12 protein-coding genes, 1 riboswitch and 1 other annotated feature are annotated in these 15,317 nt (G+C 37.0%); of the genes, 10 read left to right on the top strand and 2 right to left on the bottom strand.

Features of this window, described 5'->3' with window-relative positions; all coding sequences use genetic code 11:
• Positions 1–32: 32 nt before the first annotated feature.
• Positions 33–1,265: an SPFH domain-containing protein gene (locus IGJ52_RS09615; protein ID WP_438792056.1), complete on the bottom strand. Its 1,233-nt coding sequence runs from the start codon at positions 1,263–1,265 to the stop codon at positions 33–35.
• A 207-nt stretch (positions 1,266–1,472) separates the two neighbouring features.
• Between IGJ52_RS09615 and pbp4 the strand changes: the two genes are divergently transcribed.
• The 7 genes from pbp4 (at position 1,473) to IGJ52_RS09580 (ending at position 9,057) form a co-directional block, all read left to right on the top strand.
• Positions 1,473–3,515, top strand: a complete 2,043-nt coding sequence (pbp4, locus tag IGJ52_RS09610) for a penicillin-binding protein PBP4(5) (protein WP_438792055.1) — start codon at positions 1,473–1,475, stop codon at positions 3,513–3,515.
• Between the two features lie 115 nt (positions 3,516–3,630).
• Positions 3,631–4,350, top strand: a complete 720-nt coding sequence (gene tsaB, locus IGJ52_RS09605) for a tRNA (adenosine(37)-N6)-threonylcarbamoyltransferase complex dimerization subunit type 1 TsaB (RefSeq protein WP_002362637.1) — start codon at positions 3,631–3,633, stop codon at positions 4,348–4,350.
• Positions 4,322–4,876 (top strand): ribosomal protein S18-alanine N-acetyltransferase, encoded by a 555-nt coding sequence (gene rimI, locus IGJ52_RS09600; RefSeq protein ID WP_002382714.1) that lies wholly within the window; start codon positions 4,322–4,324, stop codon positions 4,874–4,876. Before tsaB ends, rimI (IGJ52_RS09600) begins: the two co-directional genes overlap by 29 nt.
• Before the next feature lie 7 nt (positions 4,877–4,883).
• The gene (rimI, locus tag IGJ52_RS09595; protein WP_002382715.1) at positions 4,884–5,348 is read left to right on the top strand and encodes a ribosomal protein S18-alanine N-acetyltransferase; all 465 of its coding nucleotides are present in this window, start codon (positions 4,884–4,886) and stop codon (positions 5,346–5,348) included.
• Positions 5,345–6,391, top strand: coding sequence for a tRNA (adenosine(37)-N6)-threonylcarbamoyltransferase complex transferase subunit TsaD (tsaD, locus tag IGJ52_RS09590; protein WP_002382716.1), 1,047 nt, complete (start codon positions 5,345–5,347; stop codon positions 6,389–6,391). The genes rimI (IGJ52_RS09595) and tsaD overlap by 4 nt, the downstream gene beginning before the upstream one ends.
• 42 nt (positions 6,392–6,433) lie before the next feature.
• Positions 6,434–6,637, top strand: a binding site (T-box leader).
• Positions 6,638–6,709: 72 nt separating this feature from the next.
• Positions 6,710–8,401, top strand: a complete 1,692-nt coding sequence (argS, locus tag IGJ52_RS09585; RefSeq protein ID WP_010827625.1) for an arginine--tRNA ligase — start codon at positions 6,710–6,712, stop codon at positions 8,399–8,401.
• A gap of 155 nt (positions 8,402–8,556) precedes the next feature.
• Positions 8,557–9,057, top strand: coding sequence for an HD domain-containing protein (locus IGJ52_RS09580; RefSeq protein WP_002356666.1), 501 nt, complete (start codon positions 8,557–8,559; stop codon positions 9,055–9,057).
• 226 nt (positions 9,058–9,283) lie between these two features.
• Here the strand turns inward: IGJ52_RS09580 and IGJ52_RS09575 are convergent, their stop codons facing one another.
• Entirely contained in the window at positions 9,284–9,616 is a 333-nt protein-coding gene (locus IGJ52_RS09575) for a helix-turn-helix domain-containing protein (RefSeq protein WP_002382719.1), read from the bottom strand.
• 178 nt (positions 9,617–9,794) lie between these two features.
• Here IGJ52_RS09575 and IGJ52_RS09570 point away from each other — a divergent pair, with 178 nt between their 5' ends.
• The 3 genes from IGJ52_RS09570 to IGJ52_RS09560 all read left to right on the top strand — a co-directional run bounded on the left by IGJ52_RS09570 (position 9,795) and on the right by IGJ52_RS09560 (position 15,162).
• On the top strand, positions 9,795–10,073 hold the full coding sequence (locus tag IGJ52_RS09570; protein WP_010715384.1) for a hypothetical protein: 279 nt from the start codon (positions 9,795–9,797) through the stop codon (positions 10,071–10,073).
• Positions 10,057–13,743, top strand: coding sequence for a SpaA isopeptide-forming pilin-related protein (locus tag IGJ52_RS09565; protein ID WP_438792054.1), 3,687 nt, complete (start codon positions 10,057–10,059; stop codon positions 13,741–13,743). The genes IGJ52_RS09570 and IGJ52_RS09565 overlap by 17 nt, the downstream gene beginning before the upstream one ends.
• A gap of 168 nt (positions 13,744–13,911) precedes the next feature.
• Positions 13,912–15,162 (top strand): glycosyltransferase family 2 protein, encoded by a 1,251-nt coding sequence (locus tag IGJ52_RS09560; protein WP_002420020.1) that lies wholly within the window; start codon positions 13,912–13,914, stop codon positions 15,160–15,162.
• 50 nt (positions 15,163–15,212) lie between these two features.
• Positions 15,213–15,282: riboswitch (Fluoride riboswitch) on the top strand.
• The last annotated feature ends 35 nt before the right edge of the window (positions 15,283–15,317 follow it).

Raw genomic sequence — 15,317 nt, 5'->3', positions numbered from 1 at the left:
CTGACCCTTTTCTTTAATTGTTCACTACTTGCTTATAAAGGAACCCCTTGGAATGGTTTACCACAATGTGGACAGAACTTAGGAATACCATTACTTAAGTCAACAATTTCGCTACATTCACTACATTTCATTTCTAATTTTGGCTTCTCGTTTGTTGGTTTTGGTGTACCACAGTTTGAACAAAACTTCCCAGTGTTTTCAGTCCCACATTGTGGGCAAGTCCAAGTGTCTGTAGACCCTTGTGCGTTTTGCTGGTTTTGTTTTTCTTGCATTTGTTGTTGGTTTGTTTGAGACGCTTGCGCAAAGTAGTTGCCATTCGCATTCATGCCCATACCAACGCCCATAAAGCCGCTCATAGCGCCACCTTCATTTTTACCAGCAGCCTCCATACCACGAGCCAAGGAACCTTGAACATAGCCTTCGCGAACACTTGGATCGCTGAGCATAGCTCCTTCATTTCGCATGTTGATTAATTTTGTTGAATCATCTGTATAAGAAATGCTCGCAACTGCTACAGAAACAATTTCCATGCCGCGATTGGTGCGCCAATCCTCATCAAGTGCAGTTTGCATATATTTGCTTAATTCAACACTTTTTGAGGGAACATAAGAAATACGTTGCCCATCAGCAGACATTTGATTGATTGCTGCTTGCAATGCTGTAATGAACTCTGCCAAATATTGTTCATTAATATCATTAATATCTACTTGCGTTTGATTTTTAGGAATCGCATTAGTATAAAATAGTAAAGGATCTGTAATTTTAATTGAGTAATTTCCGTGTGCACGTAAGAAAAGTTCGGCATTATAAAAATTATCAAAATAGTTTAATGGCGCAGGTGTTCCAAATTTAATGCCTTTAATTTCTTGCAAGTTAATATAAAAAACTTGTTGTTTTTGTGGAGTTACACCACCAAATTTGAAACGACTGAAGGTCTCTGCAATCGCATCTTTTAAAGAACCGTTAAACATTGAAGGCGCAGAATCATTTTTGACTGTATAATAGCCTTCTTCAGCAGTGTAATCGATGATTTTGCCCCCATCGACAAGAAGCATCATCATGTTGGGATAGACATGTACAACAGAACCATCTGTTAAAACATCGTCCGTTCCTTTACGATTAGAACCACGTTTATCATCTTTACGCACAAAAACACCTTTTGTCATGACGGTTGTGTCCCCCATATTATCAGGTTCAATAACCTCTAGCCATTGATCGGCCAAGCCACCGCCAACTGAACTTGTTGCTGCTTTAATAAGTCCCATGTTCATTCCTCCTAATAAAAAACTAATTGTTACAGCTAGTATACCACACAATGAATGCAGAGAAATCCAACGAAAGCCTGATGAAATGGAAAAAATTGATCAAACTTTATTAAGAAATTAAAAAAAGTATAGGTGAAACACAAGCATTTTAAAAAAAGTTACGTATAATAGAAGAAAAGACATATTATATAGTTAGGGGATTATTGAATGGAACGAAGCAATCGTAATAAAAAATCTTCAAAAAAACTACTTATTCTTGGTGTTTCTGCCTTGGTTCTAATCGCTGCTGCCGGTGGCGGGTATTATGCTTATAGTCAATGGCAAGCCAAACAAGAATTAGCCGAAGCGAAGAAAACAGCTACTAAATTTTTAAACGTATTGTCAAAACAGGAATTTGATAAGTTACCGTCTGTTGTTCAAGAAGCTAGCTTAAAGAAAAATGGCTATGATACTAAATCTGTTGTTGAAAAATACCAAGCAATTTATTCAGGGATTCAAGCAGAAGGAGTCAAAGCTAGTGATGTCCAAGTCAAAAAGGCGAAAGACAATCAATACACATTTACCTATAAATTATCTATGAGCACGCCTTTAGGCGAAATGAAAGATTTGTCTTATCAATCAAGTATCGCCAAGAAAGGCGATACCTACCAAATCGCTTGGAAGCCGTCTTTAATTTTTCCAGATATGTCAGGAAATGATAAAATTTCGATTCAAGTAGATAATGCCAAACGTGGAGAAATTGTCGATCGTAATGGTAGTGGGCTAGCAATTAACAAAGTGTTTGACGAAGTGGGCGTAGTGCCTGGCAAACTCGGTTCTGGCGCAGAAAAAACAGCCAATATCAAAGCTTTTAGTGATAAGTTCGGCGTTTCTGTTGATGAAATCAATCAAAAGTTAAGCCAAGGGTGGGTCCAAGCAGACTCCTTTGTACCAATCACAGTTGCTTCTGAACCAGTGACAGAATTACCAACAGGGGCTGCGACAAAAGATACAGAGTCACGTTATTATCCACTGGGGGAAGCAGCTGCGCAATTAATCGGGTATACGGGCACCATTACTGCAGAAGATATTGAAAAAAATCCAGAGTTAAGTAGTACGGGTGTAATTGGTAAAACTGGCTTAGAACGAGCGTTTGATAAAGAGTTAAGAGGGCAAGATGGTGGCTCACTAGTTATTTTAGATGACAAAGAGAATGTCAAAAAAGCTTTACAAACCAAAGAGAAAAAAGATGGTCAAACGATTAAATTAACGATTGACAGTGGCGTACAACAACAAGCCTTCGCTATATTTGACAAACGTCCTGGTAGTGCGGTCATTACCGATCCTCAAAAAGGCGATTTATTAGCAACGGTTAGTTCACCTTCGTATGATCCTAATAAAATGGCCAATGGTATTTCTCAAAAAGAATATGATGCTTACAATAACAACAAAGATTTACCATTCACAGCACGTTTTGCGACAGGCTATGCACCAGGCTCTACCTTTAAAACAATTACCGGTGCCATTGGTTTAGATGCAGGGACATTGAAGCCAGATGAAGAGCTAGAAATTAATGGCTTGAAATGGCAAAAAGATAAATCTTGGGGCGGCTATTTTGCAACACGTGTAAAAGAAGCAAGTCCAGTCAATCTGCGTACCGCTTTAGTTAATTCAGATAATATTTATTTTGCCCAACAAACATTACGGATGGGGGAAGACAAATTTAGAGCAGGTCTTAATAAATTCATTTTCGGTGAGGAACTAGATTTACCAATTGCCATGACGCCTGCTCAAATTTCAAATGAAGATAAATTTAATTCTGAAATTCTTTTAGCAGATACGGGCTACGGCCAAGGCCAATTGTTAATTTCGCCAATCCAGCAAGCTACCATGTATAGTGTTTTCCAAAATAATGGAACATTAGTCTATCCAAAATTAGTTTTAGACAAAGAAACGAAGAAAAAAGACAATGTAATCAGCGCCAACGCAGCGAATACAATTGCCACAGATCTTTTAGGTAGTGTGGAAGATCCTTCAGGTTATGTTTATAATATGTACAATCCGAACTTCTCATTGGCTGCTAAAACAGGAACAGCTGAAATAAAAGATAAACAAGATACAGATGGCAAAGAAAACAGTTTCCTCCTAACGTTAGATCGTAGTAACAATAAATTCTTAACAATGATTATGGTTGAAAATTCAGGAGAAAATGGTTCTGCAACAGATATCAGTAAACCATTAATTGATTACTTAGAAGCAACCATTAAATAAAAAGAGAAAATGAACGAAACGAGGTTTCTGTAAAAAGAAACTTCGTTTTCCCTTTTTAGAAAAAGGAAAGTGTGCTACAATGAAGCGACTAAATTGTAGAAGGAAAGGGATTCGTGTGCGAATTTTAGCAATAGATACATCTAACCAAACATTGAGTATTGCTGTGTGTGAAAATCAAAAAATTCTGGGAAGTTATACAGCAACGGTTAAAAGAAATCATAGCTTAACATTAATGCCGGCAATTGACTATTTGATGAGTCAATTGAACTTGGCGCCAACGGCAATTGATCGTTTTGTCGTAGCAGAAGGACCTGGATCATACACCGGCTTACGTTTAGGCGTGACGACTGCCAAAACATTGGCCTATACTTTGAAGAAAGAGCTAGTAGGCATTTCCAGTCTACAAACGTTAGCTGCCAATTGTGTTGGGCAAACCGGTTTAGTTGTGCCTCTTTTTGATGCGCGTCGTAAAAACGTCTATGCTGGTGCTTATCGGTTTGTCGATGGCGTGTGGCAAAATGAGTTACCGGACCAACATATTTCATTGCGGGAGTTATTAGAACAACTAAAAAATGAACCAAATCTTTTTTTTGTTGGTGAAGATGTTGAAAAATTCACTGAAGAAATAGCTCAAATCATTCCTCATGGGGAAATTTGTGATGTCCCGCAATGGCAAATTCCTAATGCTGCAGTTTTGGCTGCGTTAGGTAGTGTGGCTGAACCTGTTGAAAATGTTCATGGGTTCTTACCTGCATATTTGAAAAAAGTAGAAGCGGAAGAAAATTGGTTGAAGACACACACGCCTAATGGAGAAAGCTATGTGGAAAAACTTTAATTTTGTGACAAAATACTTTACAAAAAGACGGCAACGGTATATAACTAAAACCATTGCAATGAACCAGCAAGAATTTCAATTGCGTGAAATCACCTACCAAGATATTAAGGATTTACTAGCAATTGAACGTGAAGTTTATGCTGGGGAACTTCCTTGGACGATGTCTGCTTTCATGGCAGAACTTGGCTCAAAAGCGCCGCATCTCTATTTGTTAGCGGCAATTAACGGAAAAACAGTTGGCTTTATTGGTTGTCGGATTCAAGGAACGGATGCACACATTACGAATGTTGCTGTTCACACAGAATACCAAGGCTTAGGTTTAGGTCGTTCTTTAATAGAAGAAACGCGAATTTTTGCCAAGAAAAATCGTTGTGAAACCTTATCGCTAGAAGTACGAATGAGTAATGTTAAAGCCCAACGTTTATATCGAAAAATTGGCTTTGCCTCACAAACGGTGAAAAAAGGCTATTATGACGAAAATAATGAAGACGCACTAGAAATGATAATTGATTTAAAAGAAGAGTGAAGAAAAAATGTTAGTAACAAAAAAAGAAATATCTGTAGCAAATATTGGTGAAGAATTATGGCGTTTTAGTAATTCTTCTTATACAACTGGCTCCCCTTGGACAGAAACACAATTCGCGGAAGATTTTGCTCAGGAAAATAGCGAATATCTTTTTTTAGTTGAAAATGGCCAGTGGTTAGGCTATATTGCCTATCATTTTATTTTAGATGAAGCAGAAATTAGTCACGTTGTTGTGAATAGTCAGAAACAACACCAAGGAATTGGTTGTCAATTAATGAAAGCTTTTAAAGAATATGTTAAAAGTCGTGACATTACACAAATTTTCTTAGAGGTCAGAGAATCGAATACATTAGCTCAAAAACTTTATGAGAAAACAGGATTTCGGAAAGTAGCTGTTCGAAAAAATTATTATAAAGAACCGCAAGAAAATGCCTTTGTAATGTGTGCGAAATTAAGGAAGGAAGCCCAATGACAATTTTTACAAAAGAACGTAAATTATTATTAGCTGTGGAAAGTAGCTGTGATGAAACAAGTGTGGCTGTCATTGAAGATGGCGACAAAATTCTTTCCAATATCGTAGCTTCGCAAATTAAGAGCCATCAACGTTTTGGTGGAGTCGTTCCGGAAGTTGCGAGTCGTCATCATGTTGAACAAGTGACGATCTGTATTGAAGAAGCATTAACAGAAGCAAAAGTCACACCAGAAGAACTCAGTGGCGTTGCTGTGACCTATGGGCCTGGGTTAGTCGGTGCTTTATTAATAGGACTTTCTGCAGCAAAAGCATTTGCTTGGGCGCACCAATTACCACTTATTCCAGTCAATCATATGGCTGGGCACATTTATGCTGCCCGTTTTGTGGCACCGCTCGAATTTCCATTGATGGCCTTACTTGTTAGTGGGGGACATACGGAATTGGTCTACATGAAAGAAGATGGTTCTTTCGAAATTGTTGGTGAAACACGTGATGATGCAGCTGGTGAAGCGTATGATAAAGTCGGACGTGTGTTAGGGTTGCCTTATCCTAGTGGCAAAGAGATTGATGCTTTGGCCCATGAAGGCACAGATACCTATCAATTTCCACGGGCGATGCTAAAAGAGGATAACTATGACTTTAGTTTTAGTGGCTTAAAAAGTGCGTTTATTAACACGGTTCATAATGCAGAGCAACGTGGTGAAGCACTGTCTACAAAGGATTTAGCCGCAAGTTTTCAGGCGAGTGTGGTGGAAGTATTAGTGACTAAAACCATTCGTGCTTGTCAAGAATATCCTGTTAAGCAATTGCTAATCGCTGGGGGCGTTGCTGCGAATCAAGGATTACGAGAAGCAATGAGACATGCAATCAGTGAACAATTGCCAACAGTAACATTACTTATTCCGCCATTAAAACTTTGTGGGGATAACGCGGCGATGATTGGCGCTGCCGCTTTTATCGAAGCTGAAAAGAATCATTTTGCTTCGTATAACTTAAATGCAGAACCTGGCGTTAGTTTTATGACAATTAGTGAAGAAGGCTAGCCAGCTAGACAAAAATTTGCTATAATGAAGCCAGTTTAACAATGACATTCGATGATAAAGAGAGTACTTATTTCAACATCAGCTTAGCGATCTTGGGAAGGTGGGAGCCAAGAGTGATCGGAATGAGGAAGCGCACTTTTAGAATTCTGCTGAAAGCAGACGGCAATCACCGTTATCGATGAAGCAGGTCTATCCAAGTAGTATAGACAATTAGAGTGGTACCGCGGGTAAATTCTCGTCTCTGACAAAACAAAATATTTTGTTTTGTCAGAGACGTTTTTGTTTTTTTATACTTACAAATTAATCAGGAGGGTTCTTATGAACAACAAAGAAATCGTAGCAAAAGCGTTACATGATGTTTTAAATGAAGAATTAACGATGGATCAAATCGAACAATTATTGGAAAATCCTAAATCTGTTGATCATGGAGATGTGGCTTTTCCAGCCTTTTCATTAGCTAAAATTTATCGTAAAGCACCACAACAAATTGCAGCAGAATTAGCAGAAAAAATTGATGGCACAAATTTTGAAAAAATTGAAGTGGTAGGACCTTATTTAAACTTTTTCATGAATAAAGAAGCAGTCAGTCAAGCTGTCATTGGCGCAGTAGTCAAAGAAAAAAATAACTACGGAAACAGTACCTTTGGCAATAATGGCAATGTTCCTATTGATATGTCTTCACCAAACATTGCTAAACCAATTTCTATGGGGCACTTACGTTCTACGGTAATCGGGAATTCAATTGCCTTTATTTTAGAAAAAATTGGGTATCAGCCAATTCGGATTAACCACTTAGGTGACTGGGGTACACAGTTTGGTAAGTTAATTGTAGCTTATAAAAAATGGGGTTCTGAAGAAGCAGTTCGCCAACAACCAATTAATGAATTATTGCGCTTATATGTGCAATTTCATGAAGAAGCAGAAGAAAAACCAGAATTAGAAGACGAAGCACGTGCCTGGTTTAAAAAATTAGAAGAAGGAGATCAAGAAGCCAATGAATTATGGAAATGGTTCCGTAGCGAGTCTCTAAAAGAATTTGATAAAATCTATTCCATGTTAGAAGTTGAATTTGATTCTTATAATGGCGAAGCCTTTTATAATGATAAAATGGATGAAATTGTTACTTTATTAGAAGAAAAACATTTATTAACAGAAAATCAAGGCGCAGAAATTGTTGATTTGACAGAATATAATTTAAATCCAGCACTTATTCGTAAATCAGATGGTGCGACCTTATATATCACACGGGATTTAGCTGCTGCGCTTTACCGTAAACGGACGTATGATTTTGCCAAATCACTTTATGTAGTCGGCAACGAACAAAGCAATCACTTCAAACAATTAAAAGCAGTCTTGAAAGAACTAGGGTTTGACTGGTCAGATGATATGGAACACATTCCGTTTGGTTTAATTACTCAAGGCGGTAAAAAATTATCCACACGTAAAGGGAAAATTGTTTTATTAGAAGAAGTATTGAATGAAGCCGTTACTTTAGCAGGAAATCAAATTAACGAGAAAAATCCAGACTTAGCAAATCGTGAAGAAGTGGCGAAACAAGTAGGTGTAGGTGCAGTTATTTTCCATGACCTTAAAAATGATCGTCTAAATAATTTCGATTTTGTATTAGATGAAGTTGTTCGTTTTGAAGGCGAAACTGGGCCATATGTTCAATATACGCATGCTCGTGCGATGAGTATTTTACGGAAAGCAAACTTTACACCAGACGCTACACAACGTTATGCACTAAATGACAAGGATAGCTGGGAAGTCGTGAAGTTGTTACAAAAATTCCCTGAAACTGTGATGCAAGCTGCTGAAAAATATGAACCATCTGTTATTGCGAAACATAGCATTCATTTAGCACAAGCGTTCAATAAATATTATGCCCATGTTCGGATTTTGGATGAAGATGATCAAAAAGAGGCACGCTTAGCGTTAGTTTATGCAGTAGCTACTGTTTTAAAAGAAGATTTACGTTTACTAGGATTACATGCACCAGAAGAAATGTAGAAGTTTTTGTGAAAATTTTACTGCGTTGAACGCTAAACTTATTAAGCAAATATTAAAGTTAAGTTACAGATTGAGAAATTCATAGTAATTAAATAGCTGGGGTGCTATACTCGAGTCAAGTTATAAAAGGATTAGAAAAGGTGGCACCCAATTATATGACAGAAAAATGGCGTGAAGACGAAGAATATCTTTCTTATGTAGAAGATTTATTAGCAACCGAAGAAGTCCAAAAATTAGCAGAATACACACAACATATGCATTCAACTCGTTTAGAACATTCAATTAGTGTTTCCTATCATAGCTATAAATTAGCAAAGCGTTGGAACGGCAATGCTCGTGCAACAGCTCGTGCTGGATTATTACATGATTTGTTTTACTATGATTGGCGCACAACAAAGTTTGACGAAGGCTCTCATGCCTATGTTCATCCACGAATTGCAGCCAAAAATGCTGAAAAAATTACAGAGTTGTCTGATTTAGAGCGAGACATTATTATTAAACATATGTGGGGCGCAACTATTGCACCACCAAAATACAAAGAAAGTTACATTGTAACCTTTGTTGACAAATATTGTGCTGTGAAAGAAGCGGCGTTGCCGATGACGACAGCCATGAAAACCAAATGGCGTCAGTATTTTGGCCAACAGTCAATCTAAAAAGAGGTCGGGACAGAAGTGTTTAACTCCGAGAAATAAGAAGGAATTTCCGAAAATTGTTCTTTAATTTTTGGAGAATTTCGGCTTATTTCCGAAGGAGTTGCTTCTGTTCCCGCCGTTTATTAGTTTTTGAGCGTGGAGCAAAAATCCAAAGTGATTTTTGTCCCACGCTTTTTTTGTTTAACGTTGACTAAAAAGTCTAACATTCATCTATTTAAAATAAATATTAAAAGTAATTTTGTTCTGTTAATTTCTTTTGAGCATATCGATAGACTGCTTCTTGATTTTCAGTTGTCAATTGTTTGTAAACATTCATAATATTGGTCGGGACAACAAATGGCGTTTCTTCCGTTTCAGGAATACCTAAGATTTCAAGAGGTGATACATCTAAAACTTTAGATAAGGCGACAATTTTATCCCTCCCCATATTTTCAATCATTCCAGTTTCCCATTTCCTGACGGTACTTTTTCCAACACCAACAAAATTTCCAACTTGTTCTAATGTAAGATTTTTCTCCATCCGTTTTTGCTTTAAAAAATTCTCTTTCAAAAAAATCACCTCCGTAAAAACATTCTAGCACAAAAAGTGTCGCAAAAGAAACATGTTTTTTTGAAAGTAGATATAACAAATATAACAAAAAAGTTATTTGATTTTAATGATATTGACGTTTTTTTCACAAAATGATATAATTCCTGTGTCTTATTAGACACTAAGAGTGAAAAAGGGGGAGAGTAAAATGGAATCAAATTTAATACACTCAAAATTGAGAATGAAAGGAAAAAATGTTGAGTGGTTGGCAAATGAAATGACTGCATACGGACAACCAATATCCGCTTCAACGATTTACAAAAAATTAAAAGGAGAAGTTGTTTTCAAAGCAGCGGATATTAAATTGATTTCACAGTTGTTGGATTTGAAGAATGAAGAAATTATGACTATTTTTTTTAGTGAATTGGTGTCTAAAAAGACACATGTTGATATTGAAAGGATTGTGATGAATGAAAAAAATTATTAATAAGTTATTTTCACTTTGTTTAATTATCTTTATTATTTTAGGATCTAATACAAGTATTATTTCTTATGCGATGGATAATGAAAGTGGACAGCAAATTCGGTCTATATCTGTGGAGTATCCAGAAAATAAGACGGAAATAGTTGCAACAAAAGATTGGGCAACTGTTTCCTTGGCATTATCAATTTCCGAATTAACAAAGGGCGAGGTCCTTACGTTAAAAATGGCTAGTGAAAAATATTCCTATTCAATGACGCCTTTTGAAATTGGAGATGCACTCCAAGTGATTCCAAATGATGATGGTACTTGGACGATTAAAGCCTTACAAACAATCACAGATTACTCTGCTAACTTACAACTGAAATTGCGATATAATCAAAATTTATCAGAAGATTTTGAAGATCAAGTCGTTTTTACTTTTGGTGATTCACAAAAAGTTGCAATGATTAACATTGGGCAATATGTTGAGAAAGTTCCAGAAACTGAGCTCGTTCGGAAAGTTCCTTTAGGTTTTACGCCAGAAGGAAGAGTTGCTTGGGTCATCTATTTTAACTATAACCAAGCAGGACTTTCAGGTTCAGAAAAAACAACCTTTAAATTTTTAGATAATGTAGGTCCAAACCAAACATTAGCTGTTGACAGTATTGCCGCGTATCTCACCAAGCAGCCTATTTTAGAAGTAAATGGTGAAATGATTCGGAATTTAGAGCATGATGAATACAGTTACGATGCTAGTCAATTTTTCCAAAAACATGCTTCTAAAAGCGGACTTAATTATGAAGCGGAGAAATTTGAAGGAATACCAACGGCTACGGGCAGTTATCTTTCTAACAAAAACGCCTATTATATTTATTTAGAAACAATTCCAAATGAAAATATTCCAAGTGATGCCTTACTATCAAATTACACCTATATGCGTATTTCTAATGAGGGATTCGATGCTTGGGAAGATGAAGACATCGCTTATATCACTGCTGATGAAAATAGTGGAGGAACAGGTCAAGGTGGTGTTATTTTAGAAAAAATAGACGCAGAGACAGCTGAAGTGCTGCAAGGCGCTATTTTCAAACTTGTGAATAAAAAAACACAACAAGTTATTCAAGAGAATTTAAGGACCAATCAATCTGGACAAATCCGTTTAGCTGGTTTAGAACCTGATCAATATGAATTAATTGAGGTTAAAGCACCACCCGGCTATAAATTAGATGCAACGCCAGTATCATTTGAAATTAAATCAGGCCAAACTCAGACGATTCGTCTGAAAAAAGAAAATACACGTTTAGAAAATCAATTAAAAGTAGAAAAAGTAGATGAAAATAATGAGGCGAAGCGTTTAGCGGGTGCTGAGTTTTCGTTGTACGACCAAAAAGATAATTTAATAGAAAAAGGTGTCACGAATGAAAATGGCGAACTGTTATTTTCAAACTTATCACCTGATGGAGAATATTATTTAGTTGAAACGAAGGCGCCTAATGGCTATGAATTAGACGAAACTAAACATCCTATTTCATTTGCTGGAAAAGCCGACTACACTTTAACATATCGGGTGAAGAATACGCAGCAAGTACAAACTGGCTCTATTAAAATTGTCAAACAAGATAAAGACAGCAAAAAACGTTTAGCAGGCGCAGAATTTCAGTGGAAAGATACGGTGACAGGAAAGACAGGAACAGTGACAGTTGGAACCGACGGAACAGTCACAATTCCCAATTTATCCGTCAATCGTACGTATGAACTCACGGAAACAAAAGCACCAACAGGTTATGTATTAGATAAAACTGTGCATAAAGTCACGTTAACAACTGCACAAGCTAATAAAATAGTGACAGTAACCATTGATAATGTAGCGCAAAAAGGTTCCATCAAAATTGTCAAACAAGATAAAGACAGCAAAAAACGTTTAGCAGGCGCAGAATTTCAGTGGAAAGATACGGTGACAGGAAAGACAGGAACAGTGACAGTTGGAACCGATGGAACAGTCACGATTCCCAATCTATCCGTCAATCGTACGTATGAACTTACGGAAACAAAAGCACCCGCAGGCTATGTACTAGATAAAACCGTGCATAAAGTCACTTTAACAACTGCACAAGCTAATAAAGTAGTGACAGTCACCATTGATAATGTTGCGTTACGTGGCAATTTAAAATTAGTAAAACAAGATGGTTATTCAAAACAACGTTTAGCAGGTGCACAATTTAGATGGCGTGACACAGTGAATGGGAATACAGGCGTAGTAACTGCTAATACTAATGGTGAAGCAACTTTGTATAATTTTTCCGTCAACCGGATTTATGAAATTACAGAAATAAAAGCACCAAATGGTTATATACTTGACAAAACGGTGCATAGAGTTCTTTTACCTTCGAATTATGCTGGCAAAACCTACACGTTTACCAAAAATAATCAAGCACAAAAAGGCGCCATCAAAATTGTTAAGCAAGATGGATATACGAAACAACGTTTAGCAGGCGCACAATTTAAATTCCGAGACACAACCAATAATTATACTGCAACGTTTACAGCGGATAGAAACGGTGAAGTACTGATTCCTGGATTAGCCGGTGATCGTATCTATGAGATCACAGAAATCAAAGCGCCGAATGGCTATATCATAGATAGACGTGTTCATAAAGTTGATTTACGTGGACAAGGTGGTAAAACCTATACATTAGTTTTAAATAATCAAGCACAAAAAAGCGCCATCAAAATTATTAAGCAAGATGGATATACGAAACAACGTTTAGCAGGCGCACAATTTAAATTCCGAGACACAACCAATAATTATACTGCAACGTTTACAGCGGATAGAAACGGTGAAGTACTGATTCCTGGATTAGCCGGTGATCGTATCTATGAGATCACAGAAATCAAAGCGCCGAATGGCTATATCATAGATAGACGTGTTCATAAAGTTGATTTACGTGGACAAGGTGGTAAAACCTATACATTAGTCTTAAATAATCAAGCACAAAAAGGTGCCATCAAAATTATTAAGCAAGATACGGATACAAGAAAACGTTTAGCAGGAGCGAAATTCAGATTTCGCGATACCACCAATAATTATACTGCAACATTTACAGCAAATGGAAATGGTGAAGTACTGATTCCAGGATTATCATCGGATCGTATTTATGAAATCACCGAGATTCAAGCGCCAACTGGGTATGCGTTGGATAGGAAGGTCCATCGGATTGATTTACGAGGTCAAGGCACAAAAACGTATACGTTAGTGTTAAACAATAAAGCAAACTATGGTGCTATCAAAATTATTAAACAAGATGTTGAAACAAAAACACGTTTAGCGGGCGCTGTTTTTGAATGGAAAGATACAACTAATGGCTATACACAAAGAGTGACAACTGGGAGGGATGGTACAGTTACTATCAGTGGACTATCCGTAAACCGAGTGTATGAAATTAGAGAAGTTCAAGCGCCAGCTGGTTATTCACGAAATACTACGCCAACACGCGTCAGTCTGATGCAAAATCATGCGGGTCAAACAATAGCAATTGTTCGAGAAAATCGCAGAATACCAGTTTATAATCCACCGCCACCAACATATTGGCCCTATGTGCCGCCAATCACTAACTATAATCCACCTGTGTACTATAATCCGCCAAGATATTATTATGGGGGATGTGTCATGGTCATTGTGGTGGTGTGTTGGTAAAAAACAAATAGAGAGAAAGGAGTATTTAATGAGTCAATCCGCTTTACCTAAACTTGGGGTGATTTCAACGGGCGCCCTTTTTGTGACTGATTTAATTGGTGTTATTCTTCTTTCAATCGTCACTTCCTACATTCTATACCGTTATTTTTTTAAAAGAGGTCAAATTACATGAGTTATTTATATCAGTTATACAAAGTAATTATGTTCATCTTTTTAACCTATTTATTTACAAGTTTATTTCTCAGTTTTCGAACAAGAAAAAAAACAAGAAGAGAAGTCGAAGTAGCAGAAGAATTTTTCTGCTACTTTCTTGTACCGTGTGTAAACGAGGAGAAAGTCATCGGAGGAACATTAAAAAAACTGGTTGCTTTACCAATTCAGAAAAAAATAATTGCGATTGATGATGGATCAACGGACCAAACCAAAGCAATGATGGACAGTATTGCTGGTCCAATCCAAGTTCTGTCTCGTCAATTTCCCAATGCACAACAAGGCAAAGGCGCCGCATTGAACCACGCTTTCCAAATTGTATTAGCCGATGCAGAAAAAAAAGACTACTCAAGAAATCAAATATTGGTGGGAGTAGTGGATGCAGATGGTTTTTTTAGTGAGAATATTGTCAATGAACTAACTGATGTTTTTGCAGATACGACAATCTGTGCTGCACAAACAAGAATCAAAATGAAAGATGTCACAAATTTTATGTTTATTGCACAAGATGTTGAGTTTTTTACGATTAATAATTTTATTCAAAAGGCGCGTCGAGCAACAAAAACCATCGGACTTGGTGGCAATGGTCAGTTTTTTCGGTTATCCATGATTACCGAACACTTAGGCTATCAGCCTTGGGGAAATGCTTTGTTGGATGACTATGAGTTAACCATTAAATTAATGCTGAAAGAGTTATCGATTGCTTATATTGATGAGGCCTTTATGGCTCAAGAAGCGCTAAAGGATGTGAAGCGGTTTATTCGGCAACGAAGCCGTTGGGTCCAAGGGAATTTAGATTGTCTAGCGTATTTACCCAGGGTGATCAAATCAAAGTCATTAACGCTAAGACAGAAGTGCGGAATCTATTATTTTTTAGCTCAACCCTTTATTAATCTCGTCGCAGGAATTCTCGTTTTTGTTTTAACTGGGCTTCAACTGCAACACTTGTATAGGTTAGGTTTTTCGTTATCTCTAGGTATTAGTTTTGCTTTGGCTGTCAGTATTTCGCTCGTTTTCGGCATTTTTTTTACAATCAACTATTATCGCGAGTTGAAAAGTTTTCAATTAGCAGTACCGGCAAAATTGGGGCTAATTAGTTTACCTTTTACTATTTCCTACATGTACTTAATTTTATTTGTTAGTGTAGTAATGGCTTATTATCGGTTTATTAAAGGTAATACTACGTGGATAAAAACGGAACGCAATTGATTTTTTATTGCACTTTCCAGAGTTGCGTGGTATTATTTTTAATAGTTTAATAGCAATATGGTGATGGTGTTCACCACGAACTATTTATTGGACGAATAAATTAATGACGCCTACCAAACGGGAGAAGTGTACCCTTTGGTAGGCTTTTTCTGTAC

This window comes from Enterococcus sp. DIV1758, from assembly GCF_051711985.1.
GTDB lineage: Bacteria > Bacillota > Bacilli > Lactobacillales > Enterococcaceae > Enterococcus > Enterococcus faecalis.
This window is presented reverse-complemented; position numbering and strand designations above follow the sequence as displayed.